22 protein-coding genes and 2 pseudogenes are annotated in these 23180 nt (G+C 46.1%); 5 read left to right on the forward strand and 19 right to left on the reverse strand.

Features of this window, described 5'->3' with window-relative positions; all coding sequences use genetic code 11:
* Nucleotides 1-239: 239 nt before the first annotated feature.
* The 7 genes and pseudogenes from NXX38_RS02265 to NXX38_RS02295 all read right to left on the reverse strand — a co-directional run bounded on the left by NXX38_RS02265 (nucleotide 240) and on the right by NXX38_RS02295 (nucleotide 4417).
* Nucleotides 240-1454: a site-specific integrase gene (locus NXX38_RS02265; protein ID WP_005634576.1), complete on the reverse strand. Its 1215-nt coding sequence runs from the start codon at nucleotides 1452-1454 to the stop codon at nucleotides 240-242.
* Nucleotides 1455-1461: 7 nt separating this feature from the next.
* The gene (locus tag NXX38_RS02270; protein WP_005634578.1) at nucleotides 1462-2223 is read right to left on the reverse strand and encodes a hypothetical protein; all 762 of its coding nucleotides are present in this window, start codon (nucleotides 2221-2223) and stop codon (nucleotides 1462-1464) included.
* A 30-nt stretch (nucleotides 2224-2253) separates the two neighbouring features.
* A complete protein-coding gene (locus NXX38_RS02275) occupies nucleotides 2254-3174 on the reverse strand; it encodes a relaxase/mobilization nuclease domain-containing protein (RefSeq protein WP_032596396.1) in 921 nt (306 codons plus the stop codon).
* 4 nt (nucleotides 3175-3178) lie between these two features.
* A pseudogene (locus NXX38_RS02280) lies at nucleotides 3179-3549 on the reverse strand (plasmid mobilization protein).
* Nucleotides 3550-3578: 29 nt separating this feature from the next.
* Nucleotides 3579-3743 (reverse strand): hypothetical protein, encoded by a 165-nt coding sequence (locus NXX38_RS02285; protein ID WP_258978513.1) that lies wholly within the window; start codon nucleotides 3741-3743, stop codon nucleotides 3579-3581.
* A 34-nt stretch (nucleotides 3744-3777) separates the two neighbouring features.
* A complete protein-coding gene (locus NXX38_RS02290) occupies nucleotides 3778-4281 on the reverse strand; it encodes a DUF3408 domain-containing protein (protein ID WP_005634584.1) in 504 nt (167 codons plus the stop codon).
* Entirely contained in the window at nucleotides 4271-4417 is a 147-nt protein-coding gene (locus NXX38_RS02295) for a hypothetical protein (RefSeq protein ID WP_005641679.1), read from the reverse strand. Before NXX38_RS02295 ends, NXX38_RS02290 begins: the two co-directional genes overlap by 11 nt.
* Before the next feature lie 341 nt (nucleotides 4418-4758).
* Between NXX38_RS02295 and NXX38_RS02300 the strand changes: the two genes are divergently transcribed.
* Entirely contained in the window at nucleotides 4759-5070 is a 312-nt protein-coding gene (locus NXX38_RS02300) for a helix-turn-helix domain-containing protein (RefSeq protein WP_005641682.1), read from the forward strand.
* On the opposite strand, the gene NXX38_RS02305 is transcribed toward NXX38_RS02300, so the two are convergent.
* The gene (locus tag NXX38_RS02305) at nucleotides 5062-5322 is read right to left on the reverse strand and encodes a hypothetical protein (protein WP_171030605.1); all 261 of its coding nucleotides are present in this window, start codon (nucleotides 5320-5322) and stop codon (nucleotides 5062-5064) included. The genes NXX38_RS02300 and NXX38_RS02305 overlap by 9 nt on opposite strands.
* A 78-nt stretch (nucleotides 5323-5400) precedes the next feature.
* Here NXX38_RS02305 and NXX38_RS02310 point away from each other — a divergent pair, with 78 nt between their 5' ends.
* The gene (locus NXX38_RS02310; protein WP_005641972.1) at nucleotides 5401-5724 is read left to right on the forward strand and encodes a helix-turn-helix domain-containing protein; all 324 of its coding nucleotides are present in this window, start codon (nucleotides 5401-5403) and stop codon (nucleotides 5722-5724) included.
* 338 nt (nucleotides 5725-6062) lie between these two features.
* On the opposite strand, the gene NXX38_RS02315 is transcribed toward NXX38_RS02310, so the two are convergent.
* From NXX38_RS02315 to NXX38_RS02325, 3 genes are read right to left on the reverse strand one after another with little or no spacing between them, the layout of a single operon-like run.
* Nucleotides 6063-6242 carry a hypothetical protein gene (locus NXX38_RS02315; RefSeq protein ID WP_005641974.1) on the reverse strand — a complete coding sequence of 60 codons (180 nt, stop codon included), beginning with the start codon at nucleotides 6240-6242 and terminating at the stop codon, nucleotides 6063-6065.
* A gap of 4 nt (nucleotides 6243-6246) precedes the next feature.
* Nucleotides 6247-6639 (reverse strand): hypothetical protein, encoded by a 393-nt coding sequence (locus tag NXX38_RS02320; RefSeq protein WP_004320820.1) that lies wholly within the window; start codon nucleotides 6637-6639, stop codon nucleotides 6247-6249.
* Between the two features lie 38 nt (nucleotides 6640-6677).
* Nucleotides 6678-7238 (reverse strand): sigma-70 family RNA polymerase sigma factor, encoded by a 561-nt coding sequence (locus tag NXX38_RS02325; protein WP_004320822.1) that lies wholly within the window; start codon nucleotides 7236-7238, stop codon nucleotides 6678-6680.
* A gap of 319 nt (nucleotides 7239-7557) precedes the next feature.
* Between NXX38_RS02325 and NXX38_RS02330 the strand changes: the two genes are divergently transcribed.
* Nucleotides 7558-7821, forward strand: a complete 264-nt coding sequence (locus tag NXX38_RS02330; protein WP_226766765.1) for a hypothetical protein — start codon at nucleotides 7558-7560, stop codon at nucleotides 7819-7821.
* A 123-nt stretch (nucleotides 7822-7944) separates the two neighbouring features.
* On the opposite strand, the pseudogene NXX38_RS02335 reads toward NXX38_RS02330, so the two are convergent.
* From NXX38_RS02335 to NXX38_RS02365, 7 genes and pseudogenes are all read right to left on the reverse strand, one after another.
* Nucleotides 7945-8747 (reverse strand): annotated as a pseudogene (locus NXX38_RS02335) (KilA-N domain-containing protein).
* Nucleotides 8714-9250 carry a hypothetical protein gene (locus NXX38_RS02340; protein ID WP_005636633.1) on the reverse strand — a complete coding sequence of 179 codons (537 nt, stop codon included), beginning with the start codon at nucleotides 9248-9250 and terminating at the stop codon, nucleotides 8714-8716. Before NXX38_RS02340 ends, NXX38_RS02335 begins: the two are co-directional and overlap by 34 nt.
* Nucleotides 9240-10487 carry a site-specific integrase gene (locus NXX38_RS02345; RefSeq protein WP_005636637.1) on the reverse strand — a complete coding sequence of 416 codons (1248 nt, stop codon included), beginning with the start codon at nucleotides 10485-10487 and terminating at the stop codon, nucleotides 9240-9242. The genes NXX38_RS02340 and NXX38_RS02345 overlap by 11 nt, the downstream gene beginning before the upstream one ends.
* A gap of 283 nt (nucleotides 10488-10770) precedes the next feature.
* The gene (locus NXX38_RS02350) at nucleotides 10771-12249 is read right to left on the reverse strand and encodes a BACON domain-containing protein (protein ID WP_258978515.1); all 1479 of its coding nucleotides are present in this window, start codon (nucleotides 12247-12249) and stop codon (nucleotides 10771-10773) included.
* A gap of 46 nt (nucleotides 12250-12295) precedes the next feature.
* Nucleotides 12296-13711, reverse strand: coding sequence for a DUF5125 domain-containing protein (locus tag NXX38_RS02355; protein WP_258981852.1), 1416 nt, complete (start codon nucleotides 13709-13711; stop codon nucleotides 12296-12298).
* Nucleotides 13711-15354, reverse strand: a complete 1644-nt coding sequence (locus NXX38_RS02360; RefSeq protein ID WP_258978516.1) for a RagB/SusD family nutrient uptake outer membrane protein — start codon at nucleotides 15352-15354, stop codon at nucleotides 13711-13713. The genes NXX38_RS02355 and NXX38_RS02360 overlap by 1 nt, the downstream gene beginning before the upstream one ends.
* A 32-nt stretch (nucleotides 15355-15386) precedes the next feature.
* Nucleotides 15387-18803, reverse strand: coding sequence for a SusC/RagA family TonB-linked outer membrane protein (locus NXX38_RS02365; protein WP_148367146.1), 3417 nt, complete (start codon nucleotides 18801-18803; stop codon nucleotides 15387-15389).
* A gap of 329 nt (nucleotides 18804-19132) precedes the next feature.
* Between NXX38_RS02365 and NXX38_RS02370 the strand changes: the two genes are divergently transcribed.
* Both NXX38_RS02370 and NXX38_RS02375 read left to right on the forward strand, forming a co-directional pair.
* The gene (locus tag NXX38_RS02370; RefSeq protein WP_148367145.1) at nucleotides 19133-19720 is read left to right on the forward strand and encodes an RNA polymerase sigma-70 factor; all 588 of its coding nucleotides are present in this window, start codon (nucleotides 19133-19135) and stop codon (nucleotides 19718-19720) included.
* A 53-nt stretch (nucleotides 19721-19773) separates the two neighbouring features.
* Nucleotides 19774-20817, forward strand: coding sequence for a FecR family protein (locus tag NXX38_RS02375; RefSeq protein WP_258978517.1), 1044 nt, complete (start codon nucleotides 19774-19776; stop codon nucleotides 20815-20817).
* Nucleotides 20818-20974: 157 nt separating this feature from the next.
* Here the strand turns inward: NXX38_RS02375 and NXX38_RS02380 are convergent, their stop codons facing one another.
* A complete protein-coding gene (locus NXX38_RS02380; RefSeq protein ID WP_258978518.1) occupies nucleotides 20975-23173 on the reverse strand; it encodes a GH92 family glycosyl hydrolase in 2199 nt (732 codons plus the stop codon).
* Nucleotides 23174-23180: the final 7 nt, after the last annotated feature.

The raw sequence follows: 23180 nt of genomic DNA on the forward strand, positions 1-23180 counted from the left end.
AATACCGGAAAGGGATAGTTCTGATAATCAGATGCTATATATGGAACCTGACAAGGATTTGTTTGACAATTAAACCGGAATTTGAAACATTTTCTTTCGAAGAAAACTGTTTTTTATCATACAGGTGGATATTTTCCTATATTTTACCTATCTTTGCAATGTCTAATATTTCTCTTAAAAAGAGAAGCAGGATCGGTATAGCCTTTTATTCAGTATTCTGCGTGTCGCATTTGTTCCCGTTATAAAGATTTAAGTATGATGTCATTTGCTTTGTCTACCTGTGAGGTGTCCAGTGAGGCGAGGTAGATTTTGGTCGTGTTCTCCGAATCATGTCCCATCGCCTCGCTGATGGTTGCCAGCGGGACATTTTTGCTTCTGGCAATACTCGCCCAGGCATGGCGCGCTACATACATCGTGAGCGGCATGCCGAGCCCGAGCCGTTTCCCAAGTTCTTTGAGTTTCCCGTTGATGAAATGCGCTGTGCTCCTGTACTGCCGCACGGCATCCTTAGCCGTATCTTTGATGACCGGAAAAAGGTAGGGGCTGTCATTGTGGCCATACCTGTCCAGTATCTCCTGCATGGGTTTCTCCCATTTAATGGACAGACGCCGTCCGGTTTTCTGCCTGCGGTAGGTTAGCACACCGCTCTTCAGATCAGCTTTTTTCAGGTAGGCAATGTCAACGAACGACATGCCACGGGTATAAAAGCTCAGCATGAACATGTCCCTGGCGTATTCCATGCCCGGGGAAATGCGAAGGTCCAGATCGCGTATCATGCGGATCACTTTCAACGGAACAGCACGTTTTACGGTCTTGTCTATCCCGGTGTAGACATGTTTGAAAGGGCTGCGCTGTATCGTCAGTTCCTTGTCCACCGCACGGTTGTAGACGGCACGCAGGTTCCGCATATAATAGGAGGTGCTGTTCGGACATATCCCCTTGTCCTTCAGCCATGCCTCGTATTCCAGCATGAGGGTGGAGCCGATATCCTCCAGCGGGATGTCGCCGTCCCTGCCCCGAAAGCGCGTGAAGCTGTTCAGTACGGTGGTGTACCTCTCGGCGGTGCGCTTCTTGCCGACACGCTCCAGTTCCTCCACGAGCCTCTTTCCGAAGGCCATGAAATTATGGCTGTCCTCAGGGGGCGGGTTGTGAAAAAGTTCGACAACCCTGCCGGCGGGATAGGTACCGCCGGAACGTTCCAGTCCGGCAATGATACTTTCCAGACGGCGGATGTCTTTTTCCATCCGCTCCTTTAACGCAAGCAGAAGGCTTCTTCTGGCATCACCGGATACCGGCAGTATGATTTCCGACATGCGTCCGTCCCATTCCGAAGGGAACAGCCTGTAGCCGGTGTTTATCTGGCGCGCCACCCTTCCGTGGATGATCTGGAAATAGAGCGTTCCCTCCCTGCCTTCCACGGACGAGGACCTGAATTTGGTTTTGATTGTTGCCATAGTGCAGTCATTTTGAATTAGGATTGTCCACTTGCTTCCTGATTTCCTGTGCCTCCCTGAACAGCCGGTGCGCCAGACTGTCCTTGTAGGCCGCCATTTCATGATTACGGATGCGGTTCCTGACCGAGTCCTCAAAAGCGGTCACCAGCCTTTCCACACGCCGGATCTTTTCCTCGTCCCGCTCGATGGTGAAATGCTTCTCCAGGAAGGCGATGTCGGGATCATCCCCCGGCAGGCAGATCCTGATGGCACGGTATTTCAAATCGGCATCCTTCAAAAGCCGGTTCGTGCGGTACTGGTTACAGTTGGTCCAGACGGAAACGACCAGTGCCAGGATCAGTGCTGAAGCTGTCGTTACCACCGCCTTGGATGCGCTTTCCAGACGGTAGGTCACCAGTTTGTGTACCGGTTCCTTTTTCAACAGGACCATTCTCTCATCCAGCCGTCTTACCGTTTCCTTTACCGCCTGGCTGTCCTGCCGCAGGCTGTCCCTTGTCTTTTCCATTTCTCCGGCAAACGTTTCGGCAGACAACGGCCTGCCTTCCGACAACCGGGCGGTATGGCTACGTACCGCTGCTATTTCCGAACTGTTTTTCTCCACTGCGGATTGCAGGCGTTCCAGACGGATTTTCAGTTCCGCAATCCCTTCAGGGGAATTGGTCCGGTTTTCAACTGCGGGGCTTGTGCCTTCCACAGGCAGCGTCTCCACTTTCTTCTCGATCCTTTCAAGGCATCCGTAGATGCCTTCCAGATAATTTTCCTGTTTCATCTTTCAAAGTTTTTTCGTTATACATATGGTTCACAAACTCCTTCCTTTCCTGCGCTTCTTCTTTCTCCGCAGGCGTTCCGCCTCTTTCTCGTCCTCCGTCGGTACCACCGACGGCATGAACACGCCACCCGTACCGGTGACTTCGACCAGGTTATCAATAACAGAACCATGACTTTGTTCATGGTACGGTTGCTTTTGGGAAACGTCATTTTCCAGGGACGTGACATGGTTATGGTCCAATGCCGCATCCAGCCTTGACCAACTGAAACTGCGGTCAATCCCACTTCCCTTGAATGACAGACCGTTCTTTATAAAGCGGATGCCCTGCACTTCATTAGTGTTTTCCTTGTACTTGAATTCCATTTCCACGCCCATTTTTAAGAGCTTATTTTGAAATTCTTTCCATGTATCTGCACTCCTCAAAGCTTCCTTGACCGCACGGTATATTTCGTATTTCACCTTTTCGGAAGCATGCAGCTTTTCCGTTTTAACGGACTGTTTGCCTTCGGAATAGGTGAGCGAATACTTGTCCTTAAGCATTTTTGTCACTTTCTCGTTGCGCTTGAAATCGTTGCTGTCGGAAATCACCTTCCCGTCGAAGTTCACCCGGTTGAAGACGATGTGGCAGTGCGGGTTGTCCGTCCCGTGATGCCTCACCACGATGAACTGCGTGTTCCGTATCCCCATCAGCTCCAGGTATTCCTCCGCCAGCCTTGCCATGAACGCGTCGGTCAGCCTCGGTGCGTCCTCCGGCTTGAAGCTGAGCGCAATGTGCCCCACCGGTTTCGCCACGTCCGGATTCAGCAGGCATTGCCACCGGAAACTGCGTGCCGTCTCCTCCACCGTTCCCAGCAGCACGCCTTCCGAGGCGATGATTTTTGCGTCGTCCTTCTGCGTCACGTAGCGTATGCAGCCGCTGAACGAGCGGCCTTTCCTGATCTTCCCTATCATGAGGCTATCCTCCTTTCGGCCTGTAATCATCCATGATCCGCTTCAGCTTTCCCAGCAGCCCCTCTATCAGCAGCCTTGTCCTGTAAAAGCCGGTCTGGTGCGAGAGCTTTGTCAGCTGGTTCAGGTTGTTCGCCATTCCCGCCAGGCTGCGCAACAGTGCGTTCTCCTCCGGTGTATGCCTTGCCGTAACGGTGGCCGCCAGTGCTGCCTCCCTGATATAGACCGCCAGACTCCGGCCGGACTTCCCTGCCCTGAACCTGAGAGCCTCGTAGCTGACGGGGGAGAACTTCACCGTCACGCCTCTGGTCAATTTACGCGTCCTGCCCAGTGCCGGACAGCCACATTTTTCTTCATCCCATTCACATCGTTTGTCATATGTTTTTTCTTTTTCGTCCGTACTTCTTTCATTCCAAAATCTGCGACCGGCGGGAGCGGATTTGCCCTCCCAGCAACCGCCGGGCGCGGGGAGCAAGGGTTTTCGGGAATCCGGAAACATACCCTTGCTCCCCCCACAGAAAAATCCCCCCCGCATTTTCCACATTGAAGCGGGTATACAGGGAACAGTGCATACATCGGGTATACTCCACGCCCGGTAACAGGCTGTCAGATTTTTCTCCACTGCTCGATGTCCCCACGGTAGGCGGCAAGATGCTCCCTGGCAAGGTTCTCCAGCAGTCCGGAAACGCTCATGCCACGCCCGCCGAGCCTGCGGACGACGGCGTCCAGTTCGTCCCTCACATCCTCACTGACGAACACCGTCTTGCGGTTCCTGATCTTCGGGACGGTGAGGTACGTTTCCCGGTACTCCTCCAGCGAGGCCCTGCGTTGCCTGCCGCTCGTTCTTCTTCTCACGGGGTCTTCCGGTTCCGGCGGGGTGTCCTTTCTTCTCGCCTCCCCGGATACCTCCTCCGCAACGAGCCCGGATGGAATCATCGATTCCGTCACGGAAGCGTCCGTACCGGCGGATTCCCCCGGACCGGGTTCCATCATGAGTCTTTCCCACCACTCGTCGTGGCCGGGCTCGAGACTACGGCTGTTCTTTCTGTCTGCGGTTTCGGATACCACCGTTTTCTTTCTTCTCGGTTTTTCAGTCGGTTCACTTTTCATTGTACATGGATTTTAGCTGGTTGATACTGTGGGCACGGTCTACCCGTTTGCCCGGTTGTCGGAAGCAAATAAAACGATAATAACAGACGGTGTGAAACGGACGGGTCCGATTGGCGGGGTTTGCCGCGTTATTCATATTGTTGGATCAGTCTGACAGTGATGACTTCACAAATATACGCACCGGAAATTTTCCACTCTTCGGGAACGGATCTGAACATCTGTTTACTAAAAACAAATGAATGTTAAAATCAGATTTCCATGACATCTGATGACATATAATGACATCTGATGAAGGGCCGGAACCATATCCGGGAACAATCATTTACTTTGCGGATGAAACAAGTACGCATATGGTGTCAAAGGTAGTCATCCTGTCTTGAAATTCAGGATGTTCCGCCGGAATTCACTAAATTGCGGCACGGAATCCGGATCCGAAAAGAGAATGAAACAGATGTCAAACCTGAAATTACATTAATTATGGAAATAGTGAACATTGAAGCAAGGACCTTCGAGGCGATGCTCTCGGCCTTCCGGACGTTCGCGGATCGGCTGGACACCCTTTGCCGGCTGTACGGTGACATGGAAGAGAAGAAATGGCTGGACAACCAGGAGGTGTGCCTACTGCTGAAGGTCAGCCCGAGAACCCTGCAGACCCTGCGTGACAATGGCACGCTGGCATATACACAGATCTGCCATAAGACTTATTACAAGCCCGAGGACGTAGAAAGTATCATCCGGATAGTGGAGGAGCGCCGCAAGCGGGCTGAAAGCATGGGAAAATCAATTTGAAAAGCCATGGGAAACGAAAGGATGATACTTTCTCCCGGCAGTCTGGCAGGCGGCTGGGAAAGTCTGGACGGCAGTCCCGATTTCTACATCTTCAGGGATTCCAGCGGGGACTACCGCCTGCTGGCCTACAGCCTTGACGCGGAGTACGGGCGGGGAAGTTTCTCGCTCTACAGGATAGACGGGGACGGGGAGGGATGCCATATCCGTATCGGTACGAAAGAGTGCCGGTTCATGTCGGAGGGATGCCCCCATATCCTCCATGTCATGGGGTGGGGCCGATATATGAGAAACTGAAAAAGTAAATGTCAAACCAACAAACAGATGAGATTTATGATGAATACCGATAACCGTTTGCTCACCCGTGAGAGCAGCGAGCATATAAGAGAGTTCTTCTCTACCGTCGAACGTCTCTCCGTTTCCATGGAGCGTCTCTTTGCCGGCAGGTCACCGGCGATGGCGGGCGAGAACTTCTATACGGACCGCGAACTGGCTGAAAAACTGAAAGTGAGCCGCCGCAGCCTGCAACAGTACCGTGACAGCGGCCTGCTTGCATTTACCCGGCTGGGCGGCAAGATATTGTACCGTTCTTCCGATATCGAGAAGTTGCTTGACGGCTGCTACCGGAAGGCGAGAACCAGGCCGGAGGAACTTTAGAAATGTTCCGTACGGGATCGTGAATAAAGGGGCGGTCGGTTGTCATACCGGTCGCCCCTTCGTTTTCTTTCCATCGGATGAACGACTTTAATTTGCTCATAAAGTATTTATACACAGAGTATTTCTCTTTATGAATTATGATCCGGTGACAACATTGGCATAACATGGCGGGACATGGAAACATTTTTCCGGTATGGCAATAAGATACGGGGATTCCATTATAAAAAAAGACCCTTATTTTATTATGTCATTATGTTATTCTGAAATTGGGGCGGGTCGTTCGTGTACCGGTGGGACGATCCATTCCCGTAATGACGGCATATTCCGTACCGGTATCATTATCCTCCGGCAATGCCGTTTCCCGGTCTTTTCGGAGTGACCTTATGCCGGCCGGTGACAACCGCATGTCCGTGTGTAAACATGACGGCACATAAAAACAGGCACATCCTCCGGGCTTTTGTCCCGTCGGATGCGCCTGTCTCCGTCATGTCATATACAGCCGGACTCCTCCGGCCCATGTCTCTATCTGAGTATCGGATTCGAGAGCAGTATCTTGTAATAGGCCACTCCGCCAATCTCTACCGGCATCCTCGCCATCATGAACTGCACGCTCTTCCTCTCCACCTTCGCCTGCCGCATGAGCCTCTGCACGATAAACCCCGCCGAGAACCTTGCGCATCTTTTGTCCTTCCAGACGATGAACCCCTCGCTGTCGTCGGCCCGGCAGATATACCAGTCACCCGTCTCGTCGTCGTGGGCGAAGTTCACCCGTCCGCCGCCGAGGATTCCTAATTCGATTGACATCGTCTTTGACAGATAGACAGTCCCCCTGCTGTCAAGGTTGATGGTCCGCTTACCCTTGTATGTGACTTCCTGCGGACGGGAGTTTTCCCTGTTGTATACTATCAGTGCCATAATTGTCCTTCTTTTATCGGTTGAACTGTTTTTGTTTTTCAATACATGAAGCTTTCCACCGCCAGCATCTGACTTCTCCATGCGAAACCGCTGTGGGTACGTACCGCGTCCACTATCCTGCATACTTTCTGCGATATGGCCGATGCCGAGATACCCATGCATTCCGCCAGCGCCTTGAACGAGAACTGCGCTTCATAGAACCTGAGCATGAACATCCGGTATTCCTCGTAGGAGAACTTCTGCCTTACGAAACGCAGTATGTCTCTTACCAGCCGCTCGCACCCGTTCAGGTCGTCCTCGGAAAGGAATTTTGCCTCCTCGCCACATCGGAGGAAGAAATCATCTTCAGGGTGTGCATACCGGTTCTCCCTTTTAATCTTTATCAGGGCCGCCTTTTTGTAGCATCCGATGAAATACGCGTCATAGTCCGTTATGTCCTTTCCGGGAACCAGCACCTGCCTTCTTACGAAAAGGTAGGTGTCATGGAAATTGTCCTCGTCCAGCATTCCGTACCGGCGTAACGTCCCTCTCAACCTGTCATAGGATTTTGTGAACCACTCGTTGAACAGTCTTTCCTTTTCTGCGCTCTTGTCTGCCATAACCTTATATTTTTTTGAGTTATACATGGCCTACACGGGTAGGCATTCTTATTTCTTGTGCTTCCTCCAGTTTGTTTTTCGGCGGTCTCCGGCAAGGCTTGCCGTGAAAAATACGCTCACGCAAAGCGTGAGGAAGATTTTTTCACGAGCAACCAGCCCGCAGGGCCGCCTTGCGGGACCGGCCTGAAAAACAACTATTTTTGCCGCAAGAAATGAGGATGACGGATTCCTTCTGTCTATTGCCTGTCCGGTGAGAATCTAAAATACCATGCAGCTTTTCTGTCTTCGGCATACTTGGAGAAATATTCAAGGATATGGAATGAGAACGGCAATACGTGATATTGCAGAAGGAGCGGAAATGGGATTGGAAACAGGAAGCATGTCCGGGCTTTCATGCGGTTTATACGGCAGTGTTGATTTTGGGGAGGATTACAGGGAAGTGACAGGAAGGTTAGCCGTTCCGGAGAAATTGTATGTGTACGTTTGTTCCTTCTGGAATACGGAGTCTTTTAAAATCATGGAAGACCTCATTCGGGAATGTGTTCCGAACAATACCCCGCCACGGAACGGTTATGACACTTGATATCAGGCTGTAAGCCGTTCCGTAGCTTCAGTATCCCATATCCCATGCATGAATGTGGATCAGGCGGCATTTCACCTCCTTGCCCCGTTTACGGACATGCCGATGCGTTGCCTGCCGGAATTCTCATTCAAGCAGTTTTCGTCCGCCATCATCTTCCAACACACGCATTTGCTGGATGGCTATCCGGTTCAGTCTCACGAGCCGTTCGCCTTGCGGTATGCCCTGGTCTATGAATACGGCGTTCAGGTTTTCCATATTGGAGAGGCAGATCAGTTCATTGATGGAGGCATAGTCACGGATATTGCCCTTCAGACCGGGATTCTGCTCACGCCACATCCTGGCGGTCATCCCGAACATGGCTACGTTGAGCACGTCCGCCTCTTCCGCATAGATGACGCCGGCCTGTGCGGGGGTGACTTCCACCGGTATCAGGTTCTGCCTGATGGCATCGGTATGTATGCGGTAGTTGATCTTTGACAGTTCCCGTTTCGCACTCCAGCCGAGCTGGGCCTGTTCCTCCTCTTTCAACCGCTGGAACTCTTTCAGCAGGTACAGCTTGAATTGAGGGGATACCCACGTGGCGAACTCGAACGCGATATCCTTGTGTGCGTAAGTCCCTCCATAGCGTCCGGCCTTGGCGATGATACCTTTGGAGTTGGTCTTTTCCACCCATTGTTTGACGGAAAGGATGAAACGGTTCAATCCGGCCTCGTTTTTAATTCCCTCGAATTCGGGGAATTAAAATCCGGATTGTACATCTCCTCCCATATGCCCAGAAACTCGACGGTATTCTTGTTACGCAACCACTTTTCAATAAGGGCGGGACCGTTTTCCATATTGCGGACCATGTCGGTCAGGGAGATATAATCCTTGTCATTGTACGTGATGACTGTCACTTCTGTATTTTGGACTTTAATTTTAGCCATGTTCTTTTAACGGTTATTCGGTTATTATTGGTTCGATGTACAAATGTACGGTGTATTTTCCGGAATGGTCCTCCATATCCGGAAAAGTTTGTGTCACGCCGCCTGTTGCGACAAGCCGTTTCTACCAAGGAAAGGGCAGGCAATACCGGCTGACGTGGATACAGGCGGAACAACTCGCATATGCAATGCAGAGGGAGCAGGAGAGCCTTCACCACAGCCGGAGAGGAAAGCGGTCTCATGCCGGGGTACGGCATGAAAAGGGGCTCCCGGACAGTTCTTTTCCTTGTCGCACATGCACTACGTCGGTCGCAGTTTTCGCCTTCTGAATCCCTTTTACGTCCGTCCCTGCGCTTTCGGAGCGTTTTTCCGGTAGAAAATTTCACCATGCGGAAATTTTCTACCGGAAACCGAAGGGAAAACGCGGAGTCCCGCAGGGACGGACGAACTTTGATGAGGAAGGGGAAAATCGTCCGTTTCATAAATACCATTTCCTCATATGGCATCGCATATTTCCTTCTCCATCTTTTCCAGCTTATGGGACAGGATTTCCATGTCGCTGCTGATCTTCTGGTTGGTTATCCGGGCATATATCTGGGTGGTTTTCAAATCCGTATGCCCCAAAAGACGGCTTACGGTCTCGATGGGCACACCGTGCGAGAGCAGCACGGTGGTGGCGTTCGTATGCCGGGCAACATGATAGGTCAGCCTTATCTTGAAACCGCACTGCCTGCCAAGTTCCTTCAATATGGTGTTGCATCTGCCGTTGCTCGGTACCGGAAATACATGATCGTCCTTGGACAGCCCCTTGTACTTCTCTATGATGCGCTTGGGAACGTCCAGCAGGCGGATGTTGGACTCGGTGTTTGTCTTGCGCCGGCGGGTGATGATCCAGAGGTTGCCGTCGAAGAAGGTCTGGAGCCGGTCGGTCGTCAGCGCCTTCACGTCCGCGTATGCCAGTCCGGTGAACACAGAGAAGATGAAGAGGTCGCGTACCAGTTCGCAGGTCCCGCTTTTCACCGGGGCCTCCATCAGCGTCTGTATCTCACGCTCTGTTAGGTAGCCCCGGTCAACGCTTTCGGGGGAGTTGATGTACCCGGCGAAGGGGTTGAAGGGAAGCGCACCGCTGTTGCGGGCGATGGAGATGACGTGCTTGAGCCCGATCATGTAACCCCATACGGTATTGGTGCGGCATTTCTTCTCCGTACGCAGGAAATACTCGAAGTTGTTGATGAACGTCAGGTTGAGTTCCTTCAGGGGAATGTCGTCACGGCGGTACACTTTCGGGACGAACTCGCAAAGGTGCCTGTATATGGTACGGTAGCGGTTGTATGTTCCCTGCACGCGGCTGTGTCCCACTTTCTTGATGAACTCCTCGTTGTGCTGCTCGAAGAGTTTCAACAGCGTCTCGCGTTTCACGCCCAGCCCGAGGCAGGCGTCCCTCAGCCTGGCGGCGGTGACATAGCCGTCGGACTGCATCAGTTCCTGGTAACGGCGGTTCACGTCCACGCGTATCCGGTCAACCTCCGCATTGATTTTCTGCGCCTCGGCGCTCTTGCCCGTGGCACGTGCCGTTTTCACGTCCCAAAGTTTCGGAGGTACGTCCAGTTTACAACTGAACTGCTTGATTTCACCGTCCACCGTAAGACGGCACATTAGGGGGAGATAGCCGTTGGCTCTCTCGCTGCCCTTCTTCACGTAGAAGAGGATTTTGAAAGTCGATCTGCTCATACTCGTTTTCATACTTTTTTGATCGTTACAAAGTTAATATCAAGCGAGTTGTCCTCAGGTATGAAAAACTGTGCAAATTACTGAAATAGAACCCGTTGTGCCGTTTCTTATTCCCGTTATATCAGTAACGATATGGGAACTGAAGTCTTTCGCTGTTTTTAGCGGATCTCCTTTTTCAGCTTATGCAGTATTATGAGTTAAACACCTAACTGCTTAATAGACTGCATTCTTGCTGTATTATCATCAACCTTGCTTTTTCTTGCTGCGTTTACTTTATCTAATTAGAAACCTTTATTCATTTTCTCCATGTAAATATGACCATATCCCCCGGTTCAACCGCTATCGTAGAACCGTCCGGACTTACAGTTGAACCATCCTTCAGCACTCTGCTTACAGAACCGTCCACATCAATTGCCAGATTCATCACATTACGAAAATCCTTATTTACAACTACAAGATACTGGTTATTATCTTTCTCCAATACAGAAACAACAGCACCCGTATCACTCGTTGTCAATGATTTTATAGGGGCCGGCAAACTTCCCAACACTGTAGTTCCTTCCGGTATTTCACTTCCGGTATGAGACACTGAAATAACCTGCGCTCCCAAGAATATACCTGCAAGCTGTTGCACCTCCTGATTGACAGTCTTGACCAAATCATATACTTCGGTCGGCTCATCATGTTGAAGTCCGCGATAAGTAAAATACTGGATTGCCTGTGCACCGTAAGCCAGATCGCTGAAAACTTGTAATCTCAACTCGGGCAATGTCGGTATTTTATAAAAATGAGTTTCATCCAGTTTATGGGAAAGCGCAAGTGCAAACGCCCAAAAAGGTTTATTACTCTCTTTGGCAGCCGCTGATATTTCTTCCAAATTCCGATACCAGTCCGGGCGGACAATGCTGGGAGCACCATTTATAGATACAATAGGATAATTGTCAAAGGATATAAACGGTACAGGCACCTGCTCTATAAACGACTTTACATTTTCAGAATAAAGTTCTTTTCCCCAGGCCCAGTTGGGGTACAGATTTATATAACAAGGATGATGACTGTCGATGGTTTTAATCTTCTTCACCAATTCGCCCAAGCCCGGCAAATCATTCACTTCCGGTTCATCCTTCAAATGATAGGCATACAAAGCCGGATGGTTCATCATTGCTTTTACAACCTCTTCAGCAGTAGCAACAGACAAAAGGTCTTTACAAGAAGTTATCATTTTCACTCCGGTTTTCTGTGCAGCGTCAAGCGCCTTCAATGTTGTCTCCAAATCATCATACCATCCCAGATAAATATTAATGCCGGATGCTTTCATTACCGGAAATTTCTCCAACGACTTGTCCGCTTCCACCCCAGTCCATGCTATAATCGGGAACTCCCCATCAGTTGTAGGGATATAGGAGTTGCCCTGAACAATCTCTATTTCCTGTGTCTTCACCCCATTAGGTACCACACGAAATACAGCCGTACGTCCGGCTCCCGCATTCGCACTTGCAGTAATTGTCACTTTTCCGTTCCCGCTCCCTTTAACCGGAGAAATGGTAGCCCAAGACTGATCGGTCTCGTTAACAAATTTCCACTCCGTATTAGACTTTATCGAATAAACTTCCGTAAACCCGTCATTGCTGATCTGCAACTTCCCCAAATCCCCGGAAATAGAGAAAGAGGCTTTCTCCGGATCCATCGAACAAGACATCAATACCATTGGCAACATCGAAAAAAAGAATGCAACCAACAACTTCTTACTATATGCTTTCATTGATATATACATAATTCTATTGAATATTAAATTAAAGACTATTAATATTGATTCTCTCTTAATTATAAGGAGTCAATCGTATCACTTCTTTGGCTTTATCAATATGTATCGTATAAAGTCCGGCTTTAAAATCAGGACCCGGAATCAGATCACCGGGAGCATTTCTTGTTATCAAGTTAACAGGCTCCACTGTATATAAATCCTTTGTATCCTCCTCTTGTGCCCAACCATATCCTCTATAAAATTTAAATCCCATCGTTTGGTCAATGTATACGACTGCTTCAAAAGTACTTGCACCGACCTTTTTAAAGAAGAACCATTGGTGAGGATATGCGAAGTCCCAAGCAAGCGTAGCCACATAAGGTTCACGTGGAAAGCCAACTCCAGTACCAAGAATATACATCACCTCCGGATAGAAAACATCCCGCGGCCGTTCCATATACATGAAACCATTTGATGTATTATATTTCAAGTTATAAAGTACCGACGGACCATCGAATTTTGCTTTACTCCCTGAAACATCTTTAAAAAATTCGGGCCGGAGCATATTGGTGACATCACTGCCAAAACCTATAAAATTAATCTTGGCACTCTCTACCAATTCAATATCCAACTGAATATATCCGCCTCCCACATCAAAGAACCGGGACTTGTCAATATCAATGCTATATGCCAGTGTCTTATCGGTCGAGAAATTCAACATATCAAAAGTGATATTCTCCAATATATAACTCCCCACCTTAGGAGTCGGAATCGAAGTAGCTGTATCATCAGTCACAATCGAAATCTTATTGTCCGAATACCCCCATACCAAACCGGAATAATCAGGTTTATTGTTTACTATCTTTTCGGCAACTTTAAAATGGTCTCCAATTCCAGTCAAATCCGCTGCACTCGTCCGGAAACTATAATCCGTTTCATTCTGATTCTCCTTGTCCATTTCATACACATTTCCCAAATCATCAACAAGGTATAATTTGGAAGGTGTTTCCGGACGGGTCACCGCCACACTTGCGGCCTCATCCAAGGTCAGGGTCGATTCATTGCCTCCTAAATCATTTACAGCTTTGATGGTTACCACAGGACGTCCGTTCTGAAAACCGGCAACAAAGGGCAAAGTTGCTTCCTCTTCAATAACTGCAGAACGTCCGCTCAATCCCTTGGACAAGTTCAAAATCTCGGCTCCATCCATTGTTACCAGTAATTGGAATGAAACCAGATCATTATACTCATCACTTATCTGTGCGGTGAATTTAACTTTATCACCAGCCGCCACAACCGTTTCACCATTCACTCCCCGCAATACAGCATTTTCTATTTTAGGTTTTGAAGGCGTAGGCCACTCCGGCCATTCACTTGGCTTACTAATATCATCTTTTGCACACGAAAAGAGCAGTAACGATGATATGAATAGTACGTATATCTTTTTCATTTTTCTTAAGATCTCTAGTTTAACAATCATGAATGACGACATTAATTGCGAGCTGCCGCAAGATCTGCTTTCCATCCCTCACGCTCAAATGTCTGTACCAACACTTTTCCATAAGATTCCGAAGCTTGCTGAACCGCATAATTGGGAATAGGCACATATTGATGTGTAGGAGCCACTCCTTTTATCTTCGCCGTACGCTGTGCATATTGATTAAACCGGATGAGGTCTATTTTACGCATTCCTTCATACAACATTTCATGTCCTCTTTCGGTAAGTAAAGCATCCAGGAAAGCTTCAGCACTAGCTGTTGCCGATGCCGGAAGATCATCCAGTCCGGCGCGTTTACGCACTTCATTCACTGCAGCAACAGCGTCAGCAGACGGAGCGGCATTGTTTTTACGAACTTCAGCTTCCGCATACATCAACAAGACATCCGCCCAACGGGCCAACGGTATATCAGTCCCCTGAAAAGCCGTAGCCGTTTCAACCGGGAATTTATTAATTATAAATCCGTCCCATGTGGTTGTATTCCGGTCAATCCAAGTTCCGGCTGTCGTATAATATTTAGTCAGGATGACATCACGACGCTTATCCGAAGGATCATACGTATCCCAGAATTTCGGAGACACGTTAAAGGTTTGTCCCCATCCCTGCCCTTGCAGATAAAAAGGAGTGGGATTTCCTTGATCGTCCACTCTCGCCGCATTATCAGGAGTAGCGAGCATCATCAGCGGATTAAAATTACCGGACTTATTCGTACCATCCGCCGTTTCATCACAACTGACAGCCATAATCACTTCCGAATTGAAATTATTGGCATTTTTAAATTGCTCGATATAAGGATTATCTCCTTTTTTGAAAAGGCTATACCGCCCCTTCAACTCGCTATACATATCAATCGCTTTCTGATAATAACCGGACATATAATAACCTTCATTCAAGCAATGCCGCATGATGCACACACGTGCATAGTCCTTATTGTAACGTCCTTGTTCCGGCTGAGTATCTGCAATATACTGATAAGCATAATCAAAATCAGCCATAATCCATTCCGTCATTTGCTGCAATGTCGGACGTACCAGATTCTCCAGTTTTGAAGGATTAATCAGATCGCTCGGATCAACAATCAAAGGAACAGGTCCATATACATGCAATAAATAATACATCATCAATCCCCGGCAAAGACGGGCCTCGGCAATAAACTCCCTTTTACGTTCCTCGGAAACGACCTCGGTAGAAGCCTTCTCCAAAGTTCCAATCACATTGGTGAAGTAGGAAATCTCACTTACTTTCGGAAAATGATTCGGCCTTTCGTCACTTAACGTACCACTCGTATAATAGACACACTGACTGAAATCGGCTTTGGAAAGGAAGTAGTATCCACCTCCCCAACCATTATTCCACACCGCCATCTCATCGGTCGGATAATCAAAGAATTTCAGTACGCCTCCGGCAGGTATATACCAACCATGCTGGTTGCCACTCGTACCGGCACCAATCCAATAGGTCCATGTAGTAGTAAAAGGCATATAGCAGGTCATCATAAATGATTCGTATTCGGCTTCAGTCACCGGATAATTAGAAACATTCAATGTGCCATACATCTTCGGATCAAAATTATCCTCACAACTGCACATGATAAATGCAATCATGATAAATACTTTAAATAATTTATTCTTGCTCATATTTTCAATTTTTTCTTTCGTTACAGGTTCTCTTAAAAACATATTTTTGCTCCGAAGGAGTATGTTCTTGTCATCGGATATTCCGCCTTGGAGCCGTCGCCACCCGTCTTTATTTCAGGATCGACCCCAACAAACTTGGTAAAAGTCAACGGATTCTGACAATCAATAAAAACACGGATAGAACTTACATAATCACCTATTCTTCCCAGCTTCTTCCCCGAGAGATTATATCCTAGAGTAATATTCCTGACACGTACGAACGAAGCATTCTGATAATCTTCTTCAAACCCTACGTTACCGGGCAAAGCGACAGCCTTTGTCGAAGCAATACCACGCCGGTTTCCATTCTGGTTCGTTTGAGAGTTCCAGATAGTATATACATATTTGTTCGAGTTCTTCGGGCTTGTGTAATACACATCTCCGACAAGCGCCCAACGATATGCATAATTATAACGTGTACGCCCGAATTGTCCATACATAAATATATCCAGATCGAAATCTTTGTATACGAACGTATTTCCAAATCCGATGTGAATTTTCGGAAGTGTATTCCGCATCTTTACATCATCAATCGTTATTTTATTATCCCCATTCGCGTCCTTTATAATCGGATAGCCGGGTTGTTGCGCATCTGCCGGTAAAGATTTCTGCGATTCGGGCATATTGCTTTTATCTATATTGATTATGCCTTCCGTTTCATAATAGTAATAAGCATTCACCGGCTCGTTTTTACGGATTCGATATTCTTCATAATAATAATTGGGCATCCGTTCTTTCCAAACGGCATTATGATGTGATAAGGTCAATTGTGACGTCCACTTAAACACACGGGGGATTTCATAGTTTAGTGAATTGATAGTTGCATCCCATCCATAACGTACATAATGTCCATAATTCATCGGGACGGAAGATGTCATACTAAGCGGAGAGGAAGAATCATATCCCAGCAAGTTGGTCACATCATTACGAAACATATCGAAACTTCCCCAGATTCTATCCTTCAACACAGAAAAGTCTACACCTATATTCTTCATGGTAGTCTTTTCCCAAGTTACATTCGGGTAATCAGGACCGCTAAGCAGATAGGGTACATAAGTCACTGAATTGTTAGAGAACTTGATGTATTGGGCTGCCAGACTGAAAGTTCCATAAAGTGAACTGCCCAAGTTGTCATTACCTGTCTGTCCATAACTGCCACGAATCTTCAACTGGTCAATCCATGATATATGCTTCATAAACGGTTCGTTAGATAATTTCCAGGCTAATGACACTGAAGGGAAATAGGCATATTTCTTTCCCGGAAAAAATTTGTCCGTTCCATCCCGGCGGATAGTAGCCGCAACCACATACCTGTCAAGCAAATCCACACTTGCCCTGGCAAATTGAGAACGACGTTCGTCGGCTGCCCTGAAAGAAGTCGGATAGAAAGCACCTTCCGCAGCTTCCACTTTATCAGCCGCAATGTGATCGTTAATCTGCTCGTAGTCAAGTTCAAGTCCATTTGAATCGTTTGTATATCTTCCCATACCCACTACGGCATCAACACGCAACAAATCTCCAAACTGCTTTTTGAAAGTCAGCGTACCTTCCATGGTTTGGTTTCTACGCTCAACATATCCCAGATGTCCTCTCGATTTATACATATCCATAAAATAAATATCAGAAGGAATATAAAGGTTACGATTAGCATTCTCCTTATTGATACCATACATCAAACGGAACGACAGCATATCCTTGATTATATCCACATCGGCAGCAAAGTTTAGATAATAACCGCTCGTTTTGGTGCGGTCGCTCACTTTTACCATTTCTGCAGGATTGGGATAGTTCGAATATAAAGTAGGATTTCCTGCCGCATCCCTGATCGGCAAATAAGAAGGATAAGTCAATGCCGATTGGATAGCATCATAACCATTACCACCACCTCCACCACCGGAAGTTGAGTTTGTATATTCATTCTCATTTACATTGACAATTGCAGTCAACTTAAGAAATGGAAGCAATTGTGAAGATATGTTCGTCCGAAGAGCATAACGCTCCATTGCAGAGTTTTCTACCGTACCTTCCTGTTTATAATAGTTTCCGGACAAGTAATATTTCAGAAGTTTAGATCCTCCTGTAATTGTGATGTTATGGTTATTGATACTACCATCTTTCAACACACAATCCAGCCAGTCTGTTGTTTGAGCGGCAGCTATCTGTTGAGGTGAGAATTGAGGCACCCATTTATTATCAAAAGGTTTATCGCCATAGGGATACATGCCGTTCGTAAATAAATAGTTTTCTTTATTGAAAATGTTAGCAACATTCATATATTCCTCTCCGCTCAAAGGCTCCAGATACGGATAGTTTTTCACAATAGAATAATTTCCTTCATAAGTGATTTGTGGACGGGTTTCAGTACCTTTCTTCGTGGTGATTAATACGACTCCATTGGCCGCGCCAATTCCATAAATGGAGGCAGAGGCATCCTTTAATACTTCAATAGATTCAATATCAGCAGGATTAAGTCCGGCCAACCCCGAACGACTGATCGAATTAGGCATGACCTGATTTCCGTTTCCAACCTCTAAAGAGGTGGAAGGCATCATCACTCCATCCACAATAAATATAGGAGTTCCTGCACCACGAATTGAAAGATCAACTGCTCCACCCGGTTGTGGACTTGTTAATGTAGCCTCCAGTCCGGCGGCCCGCCCAAGCAGCATCTGTGACATATTGCTTGTTGCGGCTCTTGATATTTTTTCTGTTTTGACCGTTGCAATAGAAGTGGTCAGATTCTTACGGGTGGTCGTTCCATAACCTACCACAACAACCTCATCCAATTGTTTTGAATCCTCTTTCATCGTCACGTTCAACGTCATCGGCCTGGTTATTTTCTGCGTATATGTAGTGTAACCTATTGAAGTAAATTTCAGTGTCGAACCTTCCGGAACCTGCAACTGATAATTGCCGTCTATACCGGTGATGGTTCCTTGAGTCACCCCCTCTATCATCACAGTCACTCCCGGAAGAGTCTCTCCAGATTCGTCCACGACCTTTCCTGTCACCTTGACTGTCGGCTTGTTATCCTGCTGTTGAGATGAAACCTTGTTTAATACAATCTGGCGTTTTTCAATCGTATAAGATACTCCTTCGCCTTTAAAAAGTTTATCCAGTACCAGAGTCATCAGTTCATTCTTCACAGAAATGCTTACTATACGGCTAACATCAACAATATCTTTGTTATACAGGAAGCGATATTCTGTCTGATTTTCGATACTAGTCAAGACCTCCTCTACAGTCACGTTCTTCAGTCGTAATGTAATTTTGGCGGATTGTGCAAGGATAGGTATACTGACGGCTTGCAGAGCTATACAAAACAACCATATAGCACAAATTCTCCCCATTTTTACATTCGCAGGTACATTAATTCTCTTTTTCATTTTTCTAATTGAAATAAGTTTCATACCTTTACATGTTTGGTTATTGGTTCTACAAATAAGTTGATTAACGAATAACTGAATCTTTGGAAAGGAAGGTGAGTCAGACCTTCCTTTTTTATCAGTTTTTTCGGAAGTAAGATTCACTGATTATGTCTTTCCCATGGCTTGTATTATTTAAAGGTTAATAAATGTGTTTTTCTCTCGTAGCTATCAATAAGACGTTTCTAAAAATAAAAGCCACATTCCATATCACATTATTTTTTCATCCTGACTATTTTTTTCATCAAACTATCGTTTATCCCAAATAATCTTTCTATTTTTACCCCCAACAATAGAATCTCTACTACAATACTATGTCAAATATCCAACAACAGACTTCCGACGACCGTTTTCTGGTAATAGCACTGAAAAAGGATGATAAACAGGCTTTTACCCGATTATTCCATGCCTATTATAAAGATCTGGTGTTGTTTGGCGGTACTTACATTCCAGAGAAATCTACCTGCGAGGATATTGTACAGAATATCTTTCTCAAATTATGGAATGACCGGAAAACACTGGAAATTGAGAATTCACTAAAATCATATTTACTGAAAGCAGTCCGGAACTACTGTCTGGATGAATTGCGCCATCGCAGGATTATAGATGAACACGTTGCTTATGAACTTAAATCGGGCTCTATAGATATAGATACAACGGAAAACTACATACTGTACTCCGATTTATGCCGGCAACTCAAAAATGCATTGGAGCAATTACCTCCCCAAGAAAGAGAAGTATTTGAAATGAGCCGGTTAGAAAATATTAAATATCAGGAAATAGCCAATCGCCTCAATATCTCTGTCAGAACAGTGGAAGTACGCATCAGCAAGGCTTTGAAGCAGCTTCGCTTTTTATTAAAAGATTTTTATTTGCTACTTCTCTTCTTTCTTTTCCACTAATGGATGTGGGATTTTCTTTCTGAAACGTCTATTATATATAAGGTAAAATGCATATGATAAATAAAGATTCAGACATAGAAATTATAATTTCCAAATATCTCTCGAAAGAGGCTACACCAGAAGAAATAAAGGTACTGGAAGATTGGATATCGGCTACTCCCGAAAACTACAGGAGCTTTCTGTCACAAAAGAATGTGTGGGAAGTCAGTCACCCGGCTTTTAATCCGGAAGAGATAGATGTGGATAGCGCGCACAGAAAAGTTATGGAGCAGATTCTTCATCAAAATCAGCCGACATCGGTTCGTCCAAAGTTGTCCTTTCTGCACTACTGGCAGCAAATTGCAGCTATCTTACTTCTTCCTCTACTGATATTATCCGCTTATCTTTATTTTAGGCCAGCTCAACAAATTGCGGAAACTTATCAGGAGTTATTCACTCCTTACGGCACTTGGTCGGTAGTGAATCTGCCCGACGGCTCTAAGGTTTGGTTAAATGCCGGAAGTTCTCTAAAATATCCGACTCAATTCAATGATAAGCAAAGAGTGGTTTCAATGCAAGGTGAAGCCTATTTTGAAGTAGAATCCGATAAGGAACATCCTTTCATCGTACAAACGAAAGAACTGACTGTAGAAGCTACCGGCACAGCATTCAATGTGAACGCATATACTTCGGACAATGTAACAGCTGTGACATTAGTAAAAGGAAAGGTAGCAGTAACTCTTGACAAGAAAAAAACAATTTCCCTTTCACCGGGAGAAAAGATTGACTATAATCTGGTAACTTCTTTGTATAACGTCAACAAAACCAATACTTACAAATGGTGCTCATGGAAAGATGGAGTACTCATTTTTAGAGACGATCCACTGGAATATGTATTCAAGCGTTTGGGGCAAACTTATAATGTGGAGTTTATTTTGAAAGATGCCGAATTAGGAAAATATTCCTACAAGGCGACTTTTGAGGGTGAATCTTTGAATGAGATCTTACGCTTGCTCGAAATGAGTGCACCCATCCAGTGCAAAGAAGTCAGTAACCGTAGTAACAATAGCGAGAAGTTTGAAAAGCAACGTATAGAGGTGAGCAAGACTGTGCAATAATAAGCAAAGAGGGTTCCGACTGATTCAAAAAGGCGTTTCCGTATGCTTTAAAAAGGATATTATTCTCACCATATTGAGAATAAATTCTCATAGTAATGAGAAAAGTTTCTCACTGTGATGAGAAAAAATTCTCATCACAGTGAGAATACTTGAGAATTTACTTCATCTTATACACCAGTGTACCACCTTTTACAATCTCTTCGTGTGAGATTGTTTTCTTCGTATATGGTTCACCATTCAATGTAATACTATCTACATATTTATGTTCTTTCGATAGATTCTCTGCAATAATAGTGAAAGTCTTGCCATCAGCCAAATGCAAAGTCATCTTCGGTAATTGCGGAGCACCGAATACATATTCCGCACTCACCGGATCTACCGGATAGAATCCCATCGCACTAAGCATATACCAGGCAGACATCTGTCCGCAATCATCGTTCCCACAAAGTCCGTCAGGTTTGTTCTTGTATTGAGTATCAAATATTTCACGAACCAGTTCTTGTGTACGTTCCGGACGACCTGCCAGTGCATATAAATAAGTAACATGATGACTTGGCTCATTGCCATGAGCATACTGTCCAATCAATCCGGTAACATCTGCCAAACTCTCTCCTTCCAGTTGAACTGTAAACAAAGAATCCAGTTTATTCAAGAAAGGCTCTTCACCGCCAAACAACTGGATCAATCCCGGTACGTCATGTTGTACATGCCAGGTATATTGCCATGCATTTCCTTCTGTATAATCTCCACCGATACTTTCAGAATGTCCTAGTGCACTTGGATTAAATGGAGCTTTCCAAGTTCCGTCAGCCTTGCGCGGACGCATGAACTTCGTTTGCGGATCGAACATATTCTTATAATAATCAGCACGTTTTGCAAAATATGCCGCATCTTCCTCTTTACCCATACGATGTGCCATATCGGCAGCAGCATAATCATCATATACCGATTCTAAAGTAGAAGATACAGATTCAGCTTTTATCAGGTCTGTCGGGAAATAACCATATTTTGTATAAACTTCCCAATCGGACTTCAACGGATGAGACACCGTCTGCGTCTTCTTTATTATATTGAAAGCACGTTCAGCATCAAAACCACGGAATCCTTTACGATAGGCTTCGGCAATAACTGATACACCGTGATTACCAATCATACAGAAATTCTCTTTGCCCCACAATCCCCAAATGGGTAAGAAGCCTTGCACTTCACCTTGTTCAATGAGAGAATTAACAAAGCCATCCACACGTTCGGGAATCATCAATGTATAAAATGGATGAGCGGCACGATAAGTATCCCACAAAGAGAACGTGGAATAGAAAGTACCCGTTCCGGCTTTTACTATAGAATCGGCGGCATTGCGATACATACCGTCAACATCTGAAATCTGATTGGGTTGAATCAATGCATGATAGAAACAAGTGTAGAAATTAGTTTTTTCATCATCCGTACCGTCTATTTCAATACGACTCAAATAGTTATTCCATTCATTATGGGCAGCAGTCTTCACTCCTTCAAAATCCCAGGCAGGAATTTCTGCTTCCAGATTCTTTTTAGCCCCATCTACACTGGTGGTAGAAAGAGCCACTTTCATCATCAGCTCGTCTCCCGGTTGCATATCGAAAGAGGCAATAATACGTTTGCCTTTTTCTGTTTCTCCCATCGGAAGATAAATCGAATCGACTACCGGACGGTTGAATTTCATCACAAAGAAATAATCCTGATTCACCCATACCGTATTATTGACATGTCCTGTCAGTGTCTGCGCATCTTCCCAATTTACTTCGCAACTGTTGACCTGTGAATGATATTGCTCTTCTCTCCATGCAGGACCATGCTGCAGGTCGATCAATATAGAGGCAGAATCCGCTTTATGATAAGTATAGCGGTGGAGGGCAGCATGGATAGATGCTGTCAGTTCCGCTTTCACCTGTGGATCGGAAAGTTCCGCAGTGTAATATCCCGGAGTAGCCGCTTCTTTGTCTTTAGGGAAATGACTACGATAAGCATCCCACGCACGGACACGTGTACCCGTGACCGGCATCACTAGAATATCGCCTAAATCCATACAGCCTGTTCCATTCAGATGTGTCTGTGTAAATCCCCAAACCAGAGAATCCTCATAAACATATTCAGAACAGTAACGCCAACCGACTGCACCAGTCACAGGGCTGGTTTGTATCATACCGAAAGGATAACATGCGCCGGGAAATGTATGCCCGTTGTCCGCGCCACCAATAAAGGTATTAACGTATTGAGTATAATCTTTTGTATCCGTCTTTTCAGCCGGAGTACAAGAAGAATAAAAGAACAAGCCTGCTGCCAGAGTTGCAGCCATAAAAGGGGTTTTTCTTCTCATGGTAAAT

The organism is Bacteroides sp. BFG-637 (assembly GCF_024793605.1).
GTDB classification, from domain to species: Bacteria; Bacteroidota; Bacteroidia; order Bacteroidales; family Bacteroidaceae; genus Bacteroides; species Bacteroides vicugnae.